The organism is Rhizobium sp. TBD182, assembly GCF_001950375.1.
Lineage (GTDB): Bacteria > Pseudomonadota > Alphaproteobacteria > Rhizobiales > Rhizobiaceae > Agrobacterium > Agrobacterium tumefaciens.
Genome location: NZ_BDLN01000003.1, coordinates 55,625 through 70,745, shown reverse-complemented (window position 1 = coordinate 70,745; position 15,121 = coordinate 55,625). Strand labels below are relative to the sequence as shown.

The following is a 15,121-nucleotide window of genomic DNA, read 5'->3' as shown; positions in this document are numbered from 1 at the left end:
TCCGACGATTGTGATGGTGACGAAGCCCCTGGTCTAAAACTTTTTGCTGACACCCACTCTTGCGCCAGCCGAGGTTTCCCCATCGCCTTCAATGTTAAAAAGGAGGCCGGCGTCAATGGACCAGTTTTCCGCAGTCTCAACTGTTACTCCCGTGCTGAGGGAGCCAAAGGCGCCTTCTCCATCCAGCCCCGAAACACCAACTGTTCCGCCGAATTTCGGTGTCATGATGGAACCGTTTTCAAGGGAAATCTGGCGCGCAATCTCGGCGCCGAGGCTGACACGCAGTTGCTCTTCCTTAAAACCGCGCAGCTCGATCAGGTCACCAACGTCATTGCCGACTGTATAGTTTTCGATAGTCTCGGATAGATAAACACCTCGAAATCTGGGCGTGAAGGTCGTGACGTCATTGATGTCCCAGCGTCCCGAGATCGACGTGTCGAAAAGCCAACGGCTGGTATCGAAGGATCCGTCCCAGAAGGGTGTATCGATGTCGTTCGCAGAGCCGCCATACAGCAGGCTGCTGTCCCAGAAAACGCTTCTGGCGATTTCAAACGAGGCATAGGGGCCAAGGAGCCAGCCGTTACCGGTCAACTCGTTGTCACCGTTCGTCGGATCCGTCATGCGGTCGAAATGGAAGGAAAAACCAAGCATTGCCTTGTCGGAAAGCAAATAGTCCACACCTGCTGAAACCATGGCGAAGCTGCCCCATTTGCTTCCCGATTCATCCCGGTTGTGGACGAGGAACGAGCCGTCAAGCCAGATGTTGAAAAGCGGCATTTCCGTTCTCGTCACGCCATCGGCGTTGTTTCGGGCAGCTTCGATCTGCGCAAGGCTGGTGGCGAAACTCAGAACCATGCCCTCTCCGGAAGGCATTGCACGTGAAGTGACGGCACTGGTGGCGTTGACCATCTGTCGCCGTTCAAGAAGGCCCGGCACCTTGATCGTTGACGCGATGATGTTCTGTCTGGCGCGGACAAATCCATGCACGAGATCATTTATCTCGTCTGCCACCTGTGCAGCATCGTAACCGAGATTATAGGTGACGGTCCCCTCGTTGGAGGCACCCAGTGCACTGACGAGACGAAAACCCACCCGGGCTTGACCCGAGAATGCGGGATTGGGGATGAATTTGAGGTACAATCCCGTCGCCTGCGTACCGCCGGCCTGAGCGAATTCGCCGTTCACGATGCTTGCCCGACCGGCGTTGGCAGGACTGACAAAGGTGAGATCGGCGCCGGTGAAGGGACCGCCCGTGGCGCCTGTGGCGAGATTGATATTCGGCGGTGTTGCGCCCGGCGCTACGCTGATCTCCCGGTTGGCGACGTTGATTTCGCGGGTCTTCACTTTCAGCGTATAGGCTGCTGCAGCGGTTGCCCCTCGAGCGTCCCGCACCTGAACGGTAAAGCTATAGTCACCCTCGGTTTCGGTCTCCAGCGGACCTGTGAGTTCACCGGTTGAAAGATTGAGGATCATACCTTTTGGCAATGTACCGCCGGCAAGGCTGTAGAGCAGCGGGTTGGTGCCGCCGGAAGCCGTGATGGACTGACTGTAAGCTTCTCCTGCCATCGCTTCCGTCAAAGCTCCGCCTGCGGGTGAAAGGGCGAGGGCGCCCGCTGGCGGTGTAACTGTGATCGTGACCGTGGCGGACGAATTGCCCGAAGAGTTTCTCGCCGAATAGGTAAAGCTGTCGGTGCCGGAATAGCCGCTGTTCGGCGTGTAGGTAACACTGGTGCCGATCACGCTGACAGTTCCGTGTGATGGGCCGGTGATAACAGCGATTGTGTCCAGCCTGCCTCCCGATATGCCGAGAGGTACGGGATTGCCGGTACTATCTGCGACGACGGTTACTGTGCTGTCGCTTGCGACAGGCGCGGCAACCAGGACAGCTATGGTGTAGGCAGCAGAAGCGGTAACGCCGTTGGTGTCGCGTGCGGTGATATTGAAGCTCGCATTTCCTTCCGTCGTCGGATTGCCCGTGATCTCTCCGGTGGCGGAATTCAGGTTGAGGCCATCGGGCAGCGCGCCGCTGCTCGTATATTGATAGGGTGCATTGCCGCCTGATACTGTGACGGTCTGGCTATAGGGCATATCGACGAATGCATCCGTCAGCCGTCCTGCGGAGGGAGAGAAGACGAGTGTCGTCGCCGTGACCAAAACTGTGACGGTTGCAGGCGCAGACACACCGCTGACATTCGTTGCCGTATAGGTGAAACTGTCCTGACCCGTATATGCCGGTCTTGGCGTATAGGTGATCATGGTTCCGGTTGCTGTCGCGTTGCCATTGGACGGAGCCGTGGCGATGGCGACGCTGGCCGGGTCTCCACCCGTCACATTGAGAGCGATGACGTTGTCGGACGAATCATGTGCGACACTGACCGAGACCGCGTTGGCCACAGGTGCCTGTGGATTGACGGTGAACGAGCGCGTGATCTGGCTCGCAGGAAGATAATCGCTGTCGCCGGGCTGATCCGCATTGATCGTACATGTGCCTGTAGAAACAAAGGTCAGAAGGCCACTGCTTGTAATTGTGCAGGTGCCGGTCGTGACGGAAGTAAAAATCGGAGTCAATCCGGAATCGCTGCTAGCCGTCAGCGTGGGCGTCGTTCCAAACGTCTGCGGCCCCGGATTGTTGAACGTGAGCGTCTGTGACGCTTTCGGAGTGACGCTGTTTGATTGAACGGAGGCGACACTCTGACCGGCAGCATTTTCGGCGGTAACCGTGAACGTGTAGCTTTGGCCGTTGGTTAGGCCTGTGACAACGATGGGGCTGTTCCCCCCTGCTACCGGCGCCACATCTGCGGGGGTCGCTGTCACGATATAACCCGTGATCGCCACACCACCATTGCGTGGCGGCGGCTGGAAGGATACGGCCGCCTGGGTGTCACCGGCGGTTGCCATCAGACCCACCGGCGCATCGGGCAGAGTGAATGCGACACTAATGGAATAAGCGCGGCTGCCCGTCTGGCCATTTACATCGGATGCGGTGACTGTGAAGTTATAGGTGCCCGACAAGATCGGCGTGCCGGAAAGCTCGCCGGAGCCAGCCAATGAAAGGCCCGGCGGCAGCGAGCCCGTGCTCACTGAGAAGCTGTGTGGTGATGAACCGCCCGAGGCTGTTAGGGTCTGGTTGTAGGCTATGTCATACGTCGCATTGGGGATGGAAGTGGGACTTATATCTATCACGGGTGCCGCGATGGAAACGGAATAGGAGTGTTCTCCTGTCGCACCGTCAGAGTCGGTTGCCGTCACGGTAAAACTGAAATTGCCGGTCTGAGTTGGAATGCCGGTCAGCTCACCGTTGCTGGAAAGAGAAAGCCCGCCGGGCAGCGTGCCTGCTGAGACCGCAAAGCTGTGAGGCGCACTACCGCCGCTCGCGGTCAGGCCCACCGGACCATAGACCTGTTGATAGGCTGGATCGGCAATCGCGACAGGGGTGATTTTGACCGGGTCGTATGAGACCGAATTGTCCGAACTCGTCGACGCCTCGTTTGCGAGGCCGGCCGGTGTCGTGACACTTCCGGCTGGGATCGTTGCAACAACGGTTCCGGCCCGATTCATGCCCGACACCGCCACCTGATAGGTTGCACCGGAACCAGAAATCGTGGCCGTGGCGGCGCCGGCCGTGCCGGACAGCTGCACATCGGCGCCGGAAAAGCCAACAATGGGTTTGTCGAAAGCGACGTCGAACAGGATCGGCGACCGGGACGTCGGGTCCGCTTGCGCTGTTGCCTGATTGATCGTCACAGTCGGTTTGGTTTCGACCGTGTGATTGGAGCCGCTTGCGGAAGATGTGCTGCAGCCACTGCCTCCTGTGTAGGAAGCGCTTACTGGATATGTTCCGGATGACAGGCTCGTCGTCCGGAAGGTGGCGGAAGATGCCGGGCTCACCGGCCCGGTCGGCGCCAGACCGAGATTGGCCGATTGGGAACCGACGGAAATGCTGACGCTCCCCGGAGGCGACTGGCCGGCATTGCAGCCCATGGAGGAGACGGTTGCCGTGACTTCCACCTCTTGGCCGGGCAAGGATGGGTTGGGCGAAGACGTTACCGACAGGACGACAGGCCCGCCTGCTACGGCGCGTACGACGAGCGTATTGCTGGTAAAGCTGAAAGAATGTCCGCCCACCCGGGTGCCGGAGAAACTGGCGAAATCCGAAAACTGCCCGGCCATGACATCCAGTTCGTCGACGCGGTAAGCCGCAGTACATGTCAGCTTGTTGGGCCATTCAAGGCCGCTGCCCACGCTGGGACAGGATACTACTGCACCCTTGATGGACGTGGTTGTGGGATTGATGCTGGTGATGGTGTAGGAGCCGGGATCAATGACGTAATCGAAACGGATGTTATCGCCAAGGCCATTGAACGTCGCAGGGACGGCCGAAACCGTGACTGACTGGGCAAGCGCCTGTGTCACTATCACAAGGAGAAGCGAAAGAGCGATGGCGCCCGTTCTGGATATCGTATGAAGACAGGACACCGCACGACCTGCAGCGACTTTCCACGAGCTCAACCTGCCACCCATCATGCCCCCCAGCATTAGAATATGCGCATAAACTTTTAGTAGCAGGTATTTAAATAGATCACATGGAGTCAACCATTAGGTGAAAAATATCTCGAGTTAGACACGCATTTCGAACAGGGTGTGCCGTATTTGTGTTTGCCTATGGAAAGATAGCGAAGACGATGTGGTGCGCGATACGGCAAGACTGAGGGAACTGGTAAGGTGTCGCGGGGACTTATCGGTTCTTTGACGGCGGTGGGTGTATGTGTCAGTGTTATCAATATTTTCGTTGGCTTACGCTCGATCGTTAATGGACGACTGTCATACACCCCAACAAAAAGATCTGTTTCCGAATATCTGATCGTCAACATTACCGATTAAATAAAAGAGGCCGGCCCGCACAACCGGACCAGCCCTTTCTGACAACTAAAATCCCCAGTCTACGACCCCCAATCACATCGCGGGAAGAATAGTGATGTCGCGCAAGCCGTTGTCTGCGCCTGTGATCCCGCCGATTTCGGTGGCAGCGCCGGTTTCGAGGTTGACGGTGTAGAGCGTGTCTCCGGCGGCCAGGTATGCGGTGTTCTTGCCGCCTTCCTCGCCGTGGATATCGAATGCGTAGGTTGCCGGCATGTCCTTGAGGCCGAGCTTGCCGATTGCCTTCAGTGTGCCATCATTCGGCTTCGTCTGCTGAACCAGGGCGCCGATGGTCGCGTCGATATTGTACATCGCCGTCTTTTCCGGCTTGCCGATAGAGTTGGTATAGGCGGCGGCAACGATGTTTGGCGCTTCTCCCTTGTGCATGTCGCCATCTTCAAAAGCCAGTGTTCCATCAACCGTCACCGCACCGGTATCGGGATGCACGCGGTGATTGGTCGTGCCGGTCATGAAACGAAGACGATCCGCTGCTGGGTTGAAATCGACCACAACAGGCGCTTCGGTCATGGTCAGCATCTTGTCCATCTTGGCCACATCGGTTGCAGCACCTGTCTCAAGGTTGATGGAGACGATGCGGTGGTCCGGCGTTACACCGATGACAGTCTTGTTCCCGGGGCGAAAATCGATGCCAATGAGCTTGTCGACGCCGGTGACATCCATTGTCTTTGTGACGGCAGGCTTGTTGGTGTCGAACATGACGAGCGTCTTGTCGCCGGTTAGCCCGAGGACCGGTGCTGAAACCGCGATGCTTGCCGATGCAGCGAAAGCGGCGGAGGCGATCAGAGTGGAGCGGATGATATTCATGGTGTTTCTCCCGTGCGTTGAACCGTTCGGAAGGCGTCCAGCGGTTGGTTTTCGACGCTTCCACAGTTCAAGACACCGGGCAGGGTGCATTTGGATGCAGACAGCGAAAAAATATTTGCGAGATGCATCCATATGCCGCCACGATGGGTATTATGCCTAAGCCGACCATGCTGGCGATCAGACGTTGAAAGGTTTCAAATGCAGATGGGCTCCGTGCCGGACGATCTCCACAGGGCGCTTACTGCCTGCGCAAAAGGGGACAAAAACGCATTGCGTGCGATTTTCGATCGCGAGGCAGGCCGGCTGATTGCAGTGGCAGAGCGCATCGTCAAGCGCAGGGAACTGGCGGAAGAGGTGGTACAGGAGAGCTTCGTGCGCATCTGGACCCATGCGCACCAGTATCGGGCAGACCAGGGGTCGGCGCGCGGCTGGATTTACGCGATCGTCAGAAACCGGGCGCTTAATCTTCTGCGCGACAGCAGGCGTGAACTCCCCGTGGAGGATGTTGAAACGCTCCGCGATGGCGCGCAGGCAGATGAAGTAATGGCCGCATGGCAGAAGCTTGATCGGAATTCACGCCTTTATGAATGTCTCGGCGGTCTTGAGGAGACAAAGAGACAGGGCATCCTGATGGCCTACGTGGCCGGATATTCCCACGGCGAAATCGCTGGCCGGTTGCGCATTCCGCTTGGAACGACGAAGTCCTGGATCAGGCGCGGCCTTTCGGCGCTTCGGGAGTGCATGGCATGATGATGGAGCGCAAAGATATTCCCGCCATCGCCGATGACTATGTATTGGGCTTGCTGGAGACCTCCGAAGCCAAGGCTGTTGAAGCAGCAATGGAATCAGATGGCGAATTGCGGGCGGCAATCGCGGCCAGCCGTGAGCGTTTTCTGCCGCTCGATACTGCCGTCGAGCCGGCAGCCATCAAGGGCGAATTGTGGAGCAACATCGAATCCCGCCTGCCGCTCCAGTCGAAATCCGTATCCCTCAAGCCCACCCACACGGCAAACGACAACAGCACAATCCGCTGGCGCGCCATTGCCGTGTCCGCCATTGCCGCAACCGTCGTGCTCGCCGCCGGCCTTACGTTTAGCCTGACACGGACAACGGAGCCGCTGGTGATCGCAGTCCTCGTCAACGAGACGGGTGAGGTTCAGGCCGTTGTTGAGGATTTCGGCAACGAAAGAGCAACCGTGCGGATGCTGGCCGATTTTGCAGTGCCTGGAGACAAGACGATCCAGGTATGGACATTGCCGTCCAAGGATGTTGGCCCGGTCTCGCTCGGCCTGATCGATGGCGTCCGTTCAGCGCGTCTCGATGGACCGGCTTTACCGACCCCGAGAAGCGACCAGCTCTACGAGATCACGCTTGAGCAGGCAGGCGGATCACCAACAGGCAGGCCAACCGGCCCAATCTTGGCAAAGGGCTTCGCCCGAATGCCGCGATAGATCACCCAAAGGCAAAACCGATAAGATCGCGGCGAAATTTCCTTCGCCGCATTCTATTCGCCGGTTTCGGGAGCAACACCATCGTGCTGTCCCGAAACCGGCCGCAAACAATCAGGCAATCTGCTTATCAGGCGCCAAATGCGCCATCGATCGTGTGCATCGCGCCCGTCACAAAACCGGCTTCAGGCCCGGAAAGCCAGGCCACCATGCCGGCCACTTCCTCCGGCCGTCCATGGCGCTTGAGTGCCATGAAGCTGTGCATCAGGTCTTTCATCGGCCCGTTTTCCGGATTCGCGTCGGTGTCGATCGGGCCGGGCTGCACAACGTTGATGGTGATGCCGCGTGGCCCGAAGTCGCGTGCCAAACCGCGCGCCAGCCCCTGCAAGGCCGATTTGGAAACGGCATAAGAGGCCATGCCCGGCACCGGCATCCGGTCTCCATTGACCGAGCCGATAACGATGATCCTGCCACCGTCAGGCATCCGCCGCGCCGCCTCCACAGAGGCGTGATAGGGCGTCTGGATGTTGATCTGAAACAGACGGTCGATGGCATCAGGGTCCTGCTCGAGAGCATCGCCAAAAATGGCAATCCCGGAGTTCACGATCAATATGTCCAGAGGACCACTGTCACGCACGACGCCGATAACTTCGTCGCGGTTAGCACTGTCCGCCCGTATGGCAGTGCTGCCCGTCTCCTTCGCCAGGTGTTCCGCCGCACCTTGGGATGCGCCATAGGTGAACGTTACCTTTGCACCTTCGTCTGCAAACCGCCGCACGATGGCTGCGCCTATGCCTCGGCTGCCGCCGAGAACCAGAACGGATTTTCCTTGAAACACGAGCACTCTCCATGACCTTGAAAATTAATTTAATGATCGATACATAAATACCGAATAACTCACTCGTCAAGATATTATGTAATGACCGATACAAAAAACATTCGCTCCCGCGGCCGTCCGCGCCGTTTTGATCCTGATCAGGCTGTGGCCACGGCCAAGCAGCTTTTCCACGCGCGTGGCTTTGATGCTGTGGGCGTCGCGGAGATTACCTCGGTGTTAGGCATCAACCCGCCAAGCTTTTATGCCGCTTTCGGCAGCAAGATGGGCCTCTACAAGAGGGCTCTTGATCTCTATGCCGGAACGGAAGCAATTCCTCTTGCCGATATTCTGCGGCCGGATCGTGAGGTTGGCGAGTGCCTTGCATCGTTGCTCGAAGATGCGGCAAGACGCTATGCAGCTCATTCCGCAGCCCCTGGTTGCCTCGTTCTGGAAGGCACGCGCTGCGACGATGAAGAGGCGCGTGCCGCAGCCAGCGTTTTTCACACGGCGGCAGAGGGCGTGATCCGCTCCTATATTGCCGCGCGCCATCCGGAAGAGGCTGAGCGTCTGGCGGATTTCGTGAGTTCGACCATGGTCGGTCTCTCCGCAATGGCGCGGATTGGCCGCGACGTGGAGCGGCTCCTGAGTATTGCGCGCGTTGCGGGGGGAGCGGTGAAGCAGGAGCTTTCCGAGGCTTGAATCTCAGAGCAGTCTCAATACTTCTTATTAGTGTAGGAAGCTGGCAGGTTTCGAAAACCTAGCTCATTCTCACCAGAGATCGATCAGGCCACCTGATGCTCCGTGCACGGGGTCGGTTGTCGGCTTTGGCAAAGACTTTATCTGTGCAAGCATCGCACTGGTTGGTGCAGACGTCTGAATATCGGCCTCCTGGCCGGGTGGATAAGCGCCGACAACCTGAAAATCCGCAGAGGATTTCAGCTTCATGTGGCCCGTACCGGCGGGCAAAACCAGACAGTCACCTTGCGTAACGGAAAAGACTTGCCCGTGCGGCCCTCCAATCTGTAATGTCGCATCACCGCGCTCGACGCCCAGAACCTCGTGCGCGCCGCTGTGGTAATGGTGGTAGTCATACACTCCATTCCGCCATATGCCGCGCCATCCGTTTCGTGCGAACTGTGCCTCGAAAGCAGCGGAATCGAATGGCGAGCCGACTTGTCGATAGATGATGACAGGGAAGGTCTGGTTATTGGGGATCCGACAGCTTGGATCGAAAGTGATTTTTTCAACTTTCATATGAATGTTCCTTGGGTATTTGGTCGGCTTAAGACCCTTTAAGCTAGCTACCACTTGTTCCGCCGCCAGAGCGAGGTTGGCCAGCCATTCGCGCTACGATTGGATAAACGTGCCGGCGCAGCAGTTCCATCAGTGACTATGATAACCCAAAAGTGGTCGCGGGAGCATGTTCGCGGATGATGTTCAAGGTATGGGGCTATGGCGACACTGGTCAGCAATATGCACAGCTTAATATTGTACGAGGTTTCGCCGTCATCGGCTTGAGTTTTGTGGCGAGGGGCCCCTCGATAAATTTCTTAAAGATTTAACCTCCTGCAACGATCACAACCGAAAGACGATTTGTATGGTGATCGCAGCTCGAAATACTGAGCTACAAACAAGCTGCGGTCTAGGGAAGAATCGTGTCCAAGGCAGCGGACGCTGCAAGAATGAACAATAAAATCCGCTCACTACTGCGGCATTTTTGTGCGTGCGTCGTATTCAAAAAGAGGCCTGTCGCTCGCAATACAGCGACGAGGCCTCATGCCGCGGCCTGTTTCAGGGGACGCGCGGCGGCATTTTTTATCGCTTGCGACTCATATTTGCAATCTATCTAAAGTATCAATCAGGAGAACACCTTGCGACTGTTTGGGAGGGGCGGGCCAATTGAACCACAGCGGCGCGGCGACTTTCAATCGATCGACCCGGAACTAGCGAAATAGATCGAGGATGGTCTCCGAGCGGCTGTTTGCGATTTGTAGCGATTGAACACCGAGCTGCTGCTGGGTTTGAAGGGCCTTCAGCCTGATCGATTCCTCATTCATATCCGCATCCACCAGGCGGCCAATTCCCCTGCTAATCGAATCTGAGAGGCTTGCGGCGAAACCCGCTTGCAAATCAATGCGGGTTTGAATTGCTCCGAGCATAGCTGCCCCGTCAATCGAATTGGCTGTCACATTTTCAATATACGTTATGTAGGTATCGATCAGATCGTGGTTCTTTACGATGTCAAGGTCGAGTAAATTTAGGGTGGAGCGTGGTTCGTTGCTAACCCGGATATTATCGAAGTTGATTCGTGTTCCAGCACCCCATTGTCTATCCACATCTGGATTTGACTTGATGACAACCGACCCTGCGTCAGCTTGAATAATGAGATCTGGCCAGTCTGTGCCAAGTAAGGCTTGCATTAGAGTAGCCATGTCCTCTGGCGACGAGACCTTGCCGTCGTCGCGGTTCAGCACTTCATTCACGTAGTGCCGGTTAAACGAATAGGAAACAGGTGAAGAACCGTTCACTGAAAATGTGAAGCTAACATCGATGCCGGCTTCGTCCTTTCCATCCCTATGAACGATAAATGGCTCGAAGTTCAGCGCGACGCCTGAGCCACGAAATCCGAAATCGAGGTCTGGCTGAAGGCCGCCTGTACTGACGCCAACGCTGTTGACGGCGGAGATCTCGACATAGGAGCCGTATCCGTGCTGCTGAAGCGTCGTGATTGCTATCGCTTCTGGATCGTGGATCGGAGGGGAGCCTGTCAATAGGTTAGCCGATGCTGACGCACCAAGTGACACGAGCTTTGCGTTGAGCACCCCGGCAAACTGGGTATTCGTAGAGACGATCCCGCCTAGCCCGACATTGTAGGCATCGACATCTGCTTTGGTAATGGTGACGGTTGCGGGGTAACCACCATAATAGGGTCCGGGAAGTTCCTGGATGTTGCCAGTAGCCCCGGCATGACCATCTGGATTGGAAGCCTCCTTGTCCAAGATGATTGTAAAGCTGATCTCAGCTCCTGGCTGATTGAAGTCCAAAGGTGTTGCAGCCGGGAACTTCAGAAAAACAGTGCCTGCGCTTCCCAATTCATATCGGGGAACCATATATCCCGAAGATCCATCAACGCCGTCATACGCTGTATAGTCGCTCACGATAGCCTCAGGATTCGACGTGGATATCAAGGATCGAAGTCCGCCGATTGTTTTTATGTCCCGCGCGTCTGCCTGAAGCAGCCCGCCGCCCGTGCTGTTAAAGAGCGATATCTTCGAAAGATCGATACCTATCGTTTTGACGGAGACGTCGGACGCCGAGCGCACGAACGAAGAAGCGACCGACGATCTATTCAACGCGCTGTCATATATGTCGATGATGTTGGTATTCAGCCAATTTTGACCGCTGAAACTCGCGGATTCTGCGGTGCTGACAATCTGCTTTTTTAGTTGATCCAACCCAGTCTGGATTTTCGTCTTATCCACACCTTCGTCGGTTGCAGCGACAAGCTTTGATTTGAACTTGTCCAGCACGGCGATAACTGAATCGATACCCGCGTAAGCAACATCAACCTTTGCCGCGCCAAGGCCAAGTGTGTCTTGAACCGCAGAGAGTGCACCATTGTCGGAGCGCATGGTTGTTGAAATTGACCAATATGCCGCGTTGTCGGAAGCCGTTACCACCCGTAGCCCAGATGACACAGCTTTTTGGGAACTCTCCAAGCTGGAAGATATTGAGCGAAGGGTTTGCAGCGCAGAGATGGCTGCACTGTTGGTCAGGATTGATGCCATGTACAAGCTCAGAATTTGCTAGAATCGGGCTCTTCATGAGCAATTTTTAATGTACTAATACAAGCATTTGGATGGTTAACGAAACGTTGTCAATGTGTTGTCAGGACTAGCAGCCTCCTCCCGTTTTCGCTCTCAGGATGTATGCTGCCGCGATCATTGCTGTCATCGCGCGTTGGAGTAAGCCTGATCCTGCCGTTTTCCTGGAAGGGATGAATGTGGGCTTAGGGTTTGTCAAAAGTCAGCGATCGACCGATACAAACGCGGACATCAAACCAGGTTTTGTAGGCGTGGAGGTACACCTTATCGTATCTGATCGGCCGCCAGAGGCGCTCGACGAAGACGTTGCCGCGCCACTCTCCCTCGGCGTCTAGTGAGGTAGCGCTCTCAGCATTCCTTTATTCAAAATTTAAATCGAATTCCATCGGAACGTCTTCAGACGCCAAGAAGGCCGGCTAGGTCTACGGCACCGCTGTGGTTGCCGAGGAGGACTTCGCGCGTCGGTAGGGCGTCGCAGGATGTTTCCTTCTGTGGCTGAAACCTAATTACCTCCATGAGATCGCGGCGATGTCCGACCCGGAATTCAAGCGCGAGGATGACCGCTGGTCGTATTCCTGCGCCATGCTGAGGGAGCTGATTTACCGCGCGGGCAGATCATAGAGCCTGAGTGACGTCCGCGATGGATAACGCAGGTTGTTAGGGATAGCATTTTTCGCTGATATAGAGATAGCGATCCACGAGCGTACCGCGGAGCCGTTTCTGATAGATTTCTTTCCTGTCGTGCACGCGTTGCGCAACCTTTTGCGAGGGTATGTTGTCCGAGCTGGTGATACTGACCACTCTGCGCAGACCAAGATTTTGAAAAGCATAGTCGCGGCAGGCGATCGCCGCCTCGGTTGCAAAACCCTGTCCCCAGAATTCGCGCCATAAATGATACCCGATTTCAGGCTCGAACCCCGCAGGGGTTTGCTGTAGCGTAATCCCGCAATCACCGATGACCTCGTTCGATGTTGCATCGACAACGGCCCATAGACCGAAGCCATGGCGATTGTAGCTGTCGAACGCGAGTTGCTGAAACCATGCGCGCGTCTCTAAATGCGACTTGATGCCAGCATAATATTGCATACAGACGGCGTCGCTATAAATCCTGGCGAGAAAAGCGAGATCGGCCTCCACGATTTCGCGTATGTGCAGCCGTTCGGTCGTTGTAATGAGGGGCACGTGACACTCCAGTGTGTTCAGGAATTTTTGCGATCGGGTATCAGGCCGTAACCAAAAATCAGGAGGTGACATGATGTCAATTAACCCGGGTCATGCACGATATCTTGGAGGCCCCACACCGTTTGTAACTGACCCACTTGAACAAGGAAAACGACGCGTCGTAATGCTGCCTAATGGTTGGCTGTTTCTGCGCCTGTGAGAATGCTGTTACCTGAGAACTGATGACAGGAACTCGCGGGTCCTTTCTTCCTTTGGTGCGCCGAAGATTTCTTCTGGCGTTCCTTGCTCACAAATACGCCCTTTGTCGAAGAAGCAGACCCGGTCCGACACTTCCCGAGCGAAACGCATCTCGTGGGTAACAAGTAACATGGTCAAATCGTGCTCGTGGGCCAGGCCACGGATGACGGAAAGCACTTCGCCGACCAGCTGGGGGTCTAGGGCGGAGGTTGGTTCGTCAAAAAGCAGGACACGCGGGCGCATGGCAAGAGAGCGGGCAATCGCGACACGCTGCTGCTGGCCGCCGGAAAGCTGCACTGGATAGTGATCCTTCTTGTCGGCCAGGCCAACCATCTTCAGGAGTGCGATCGCCCGTGCTTCTGCCTCCGGACGGGCAATGCCCAGTACACGCACCGGCGCCTCCACGATGTTGCGCAGCACCGTCATATGAGGGAAGAGGTTGAAGCTCTGAAAAACCATGCCGACGTGGTTACGGATCTGGCGCAGGTGTTTTTCCGAGGCTTGGAAGGGGCCTTTGCCGCCTGCCTGATGGTAGGAAATGTCCGCCAGCGTCAGCTTTCCCTCCTGGAACGGTTCCAGCGTCATGAGAATGCGCAGAACCGTCGACTTACCGGAGCCGGAAGGACCGATGAGAGTGACTTTTTCGCCTTTTGCCACGGTGAAATTGAACTGGTCGAGGACCGTCAAAATGCCGAACCGCTTTGTGACATCGGAAAATTCGATCAGCGGCTGATTGGTGTTGTTTGTCATCGCAAGGGTATTCCTGCTTTTGGAAGCGCCCTTTGCAGGCGGCTGAGGCCTGCTGAGCAGATTATGGTCAGAAGAAGGAAGATCAGGCCGACAAGCGTCAGCGGCACCAGATATTCGAAGGTGCGCTCGCCGATCATGTTTGCCAGCCCCATCATCTCTAGAACCGTGACGACGGAAAGCACCGGCGTTTCCTTGATCATGGCGACAAGATAGTTGCCCATGGCCGGAACTATGCGCGGGATGGCCTGCGGGATGATGATATCCCGATACGTCTGCATGCGCGTCAGATTAAGCGCAGTCGCGGCTTCCCACTGGCCATGATGCACCGCCTCCATGCCGCCGCGATAGACCTCAGACGTATAGGCGGCATATTGAAGGCCGAGCGCCAGCGCGCCGGTGAGAAACGCCGGCAGAACGATGCCGAATTCCGGAAGAACGTAGTAGAGGAAGAAAAGCTGCACCAGAAGCGGAGTGTCGCGAAGGAATTCGACAACAACTGCGGTCGGCCAGGAAATCAATTTCACCCGACTGCGGCGCAGCAGCGCAAAAACCAGCCCCAGAATAAGCGCGATGGCAAAGCCGGCGGCGGCTGCTTTCAGCGTTACCGTCAGGCCGATCAAAATGATGGGCAGGATCGAGGTCGTGTAGGTGATCCAGGTGGTCGTGTCCCATTCGTAACCATACATCATGACTGAATATCCTTACGAATGGCGAGTGCGCGGAAACACATTGCCGCGCCGCACGACATGTTCGATCACCCGGATGATGGCCATCAGGATCAGCGACATCGCGAAATAACAGAGGAGTGTGATCGAATAGATGCTGGTGCTATCCAGCGTCAGGTTGCGGATCGACTGTGCCGCGAAGGTGAGGTCGGCAATCGAGATCAGCGATACAAGTGAGGAAAGCTTCAGCGTTTCGATAGCCAGATTGCCGAAGGACGGCATCATCTCGACGATCGCCTGCGGCAAGGAAATGCGAAACAGCGTCTGCATCCGCGTGAAGTTCAGCGCTCGTGCGGCTTCCAGCTGCTGCACCGAAACGGAAGATAACGCGCCGCGAACGATCTCGGCGCCATACCCACCCGCATGGGCGGCGAGCACCATGACGCCGGTGGTGAC

12 protein-coding genes and 1 pseudogene are annotated in these 15,121 nt (G+C 56.4%); 3 read left to right on the top strand and 10 right to left on the bottom strand.

The genetic code is table 11. The features are described from left to right. Positions 1 to 33: 33 nt before the first annotated feature. Positions 34 to 4,419 (bottom strand): putative Ig domain-containing protein, encoded by a 4,386-nt coding sequence (locus T18_RS12620; RefSeq protein WP_244469491.1) that lies wholly within the window; start codon positions 4,417 to 4,419, stop codon positions 34 to 36. Between the two features lie 534 nt (positions 4,420 to 4,953). Next, the gene (locus T18_RS12615; protein WP_038495509.1) at positions 4,954 to 5,742 is read right to left on the bottom strand and encodes a DUF4394 domain-containing protein; all 789 of its coding nucleotides are present in this window, start codon (positions 5,740 to 5,742) and stop codon (positions 4,954 to 4,956) included. A 204-nt stretch (positions 5,743 to 5,946) separates the two neighbouring features. Between T18_RS12615 and T18_RS12610 the strand changes: the two genes are divergently transcribed. Then, positions 5,947 to 6,492 (top strand): sigma-70 family RNA polymerase sigma factor, encoded by a 546-nt coding sequence (locus T18_RS12610; protein WP_025594844.1) that lies wholly within the window; start codon positions 5,947 to 5,949, stop codon positions 6,490 to 6,492. After that, entirely contained in the window at positions 6,489 to 7,193 is a 705-nt protein-coding gene (locus T18_RS12605; RefSeq protein WP_038495512.1) for an anti-sigma factor domain-containing protein, read from the top strand. Before T18_RS12610 ends, T18_RS12605 begins: the two co-directional genes overlap by 4 nt. Positions 7,194 to 7,320: 127 nt before the next feature. On the opposite strand, the gene bdcA is transcribed toward T18_RS12605, so the two are convergent. After that, a complete protein-coding gene (gene bdcA / locus T18_RS12600) occupies positions 7,321 to 8,028 on the bottom strand; it encodes an SDR family oxidoreductase (protein WP_038495515.1) in 708 nt (235 codons plus the stop codon). Between the two features lie 81 nt (positions 8,029 to 8,109). Between bdcA and T18_RS12595 the strand changes: the two genes are divergently transcribed. Continuing rightward, positions 8,110 to 8,706 (top strand): TetR/AcrR family transcriptional regulator, encoded by a 597-nt coding sequence (locus T18_RS12595; RefSeq protein ID WP_038495518.1) that lies wholly within the window; start codon positions 8,110 to 8,112, stop codon positions 8,704 to 8,706. Between the two features lie 69 nt (positions 8,707 to 8,775). On the opposite strand, the gene T18_RS12590 is transcribed toward T18_RS12595, so the two are convergent. The 7 genes and pseudogenes from T18_RS12590 to ehuC form a co-directional block, all read right to left on the bottom strand. After that, a complete protein-coding gene (locus T18_RS12590; RefSeq protein WP_038495521.1) occupies positions 8,776 to 9,261 on the bottom strand; it encodes a cupin domain-containing protein in 486 nt (161 codons plus the stop codon). Positions 9,262 to 9,950: 689 nt separating this feature from the next. Then, a complete protein-coding gene (locus tag T18_RS27675; RefSeq protein WP_272870602.1) occupies positions 9,951 to 10,427 on the bottom strand; it encodes a flagellin in 477 nt (158 codons plus the stop codon). A gap of 972 nt (positions 10,428 to 11,399) precedes the next feature. Then, positions 11,400 to 11,795 (bottom strand): annotated as a pseudogene (locus T18_RS27670) (flagellin); the annotation flags it as partial. 693 nt (positions 11,796 to 12,488) lie between these two features. Further along, positions 12,489 to 13,013, bottom strand: a complete 525-nt coding sequence (locus T18_RS12575; RefSeq protein WP_038495529.1) for a GNAT family N-acetyltransferase — start codon at positions 13,011 to 13,013, stop codon at positions 12,489 to 12,491. A 207-nt stretch (positions 13,014 to 13,220) separates the two neighbouring features. Further along, positions 13,221 to 14,000, bottom strand: coding sequence for an ectoine/hydroxyectoine ABC transporter ATP-binding protein EhuA (gene ehuA, locus T18_RS12570; protein WP_038495532.1), 780 nt, complete (start codon positions 13,998 to 14,000; stop codon positions 13,221 to 13,223). Further along, a complete protein-coding gene (gene ehuD, locus T18_RS12565; protein ID WP_004431448.1) occupies positions 13,997 to 14,689 on the bottom strand; it encodes an ectoine/hydroxyectoine ABC transporter permease subunit EhuD in 693 nt (230 codons plus the stop codon). The genes ehuA and ehuD overlap by 4 nt, the downstream gene beginning before the upstream one ends. A 12-nt stretch (positions 14,690 to 14,701) precedes the next feature. Next, a partial coding sequence (gene ehuC / locus T18_RS27665) for an ectoine/hydroxyectoine ABC transporter permease subunit EhuC (RefSeq protein WP_323455219.1) occupies positions 14,702 to 15,121 on the bottom strand: 420 nt, incomplete at its 5' end.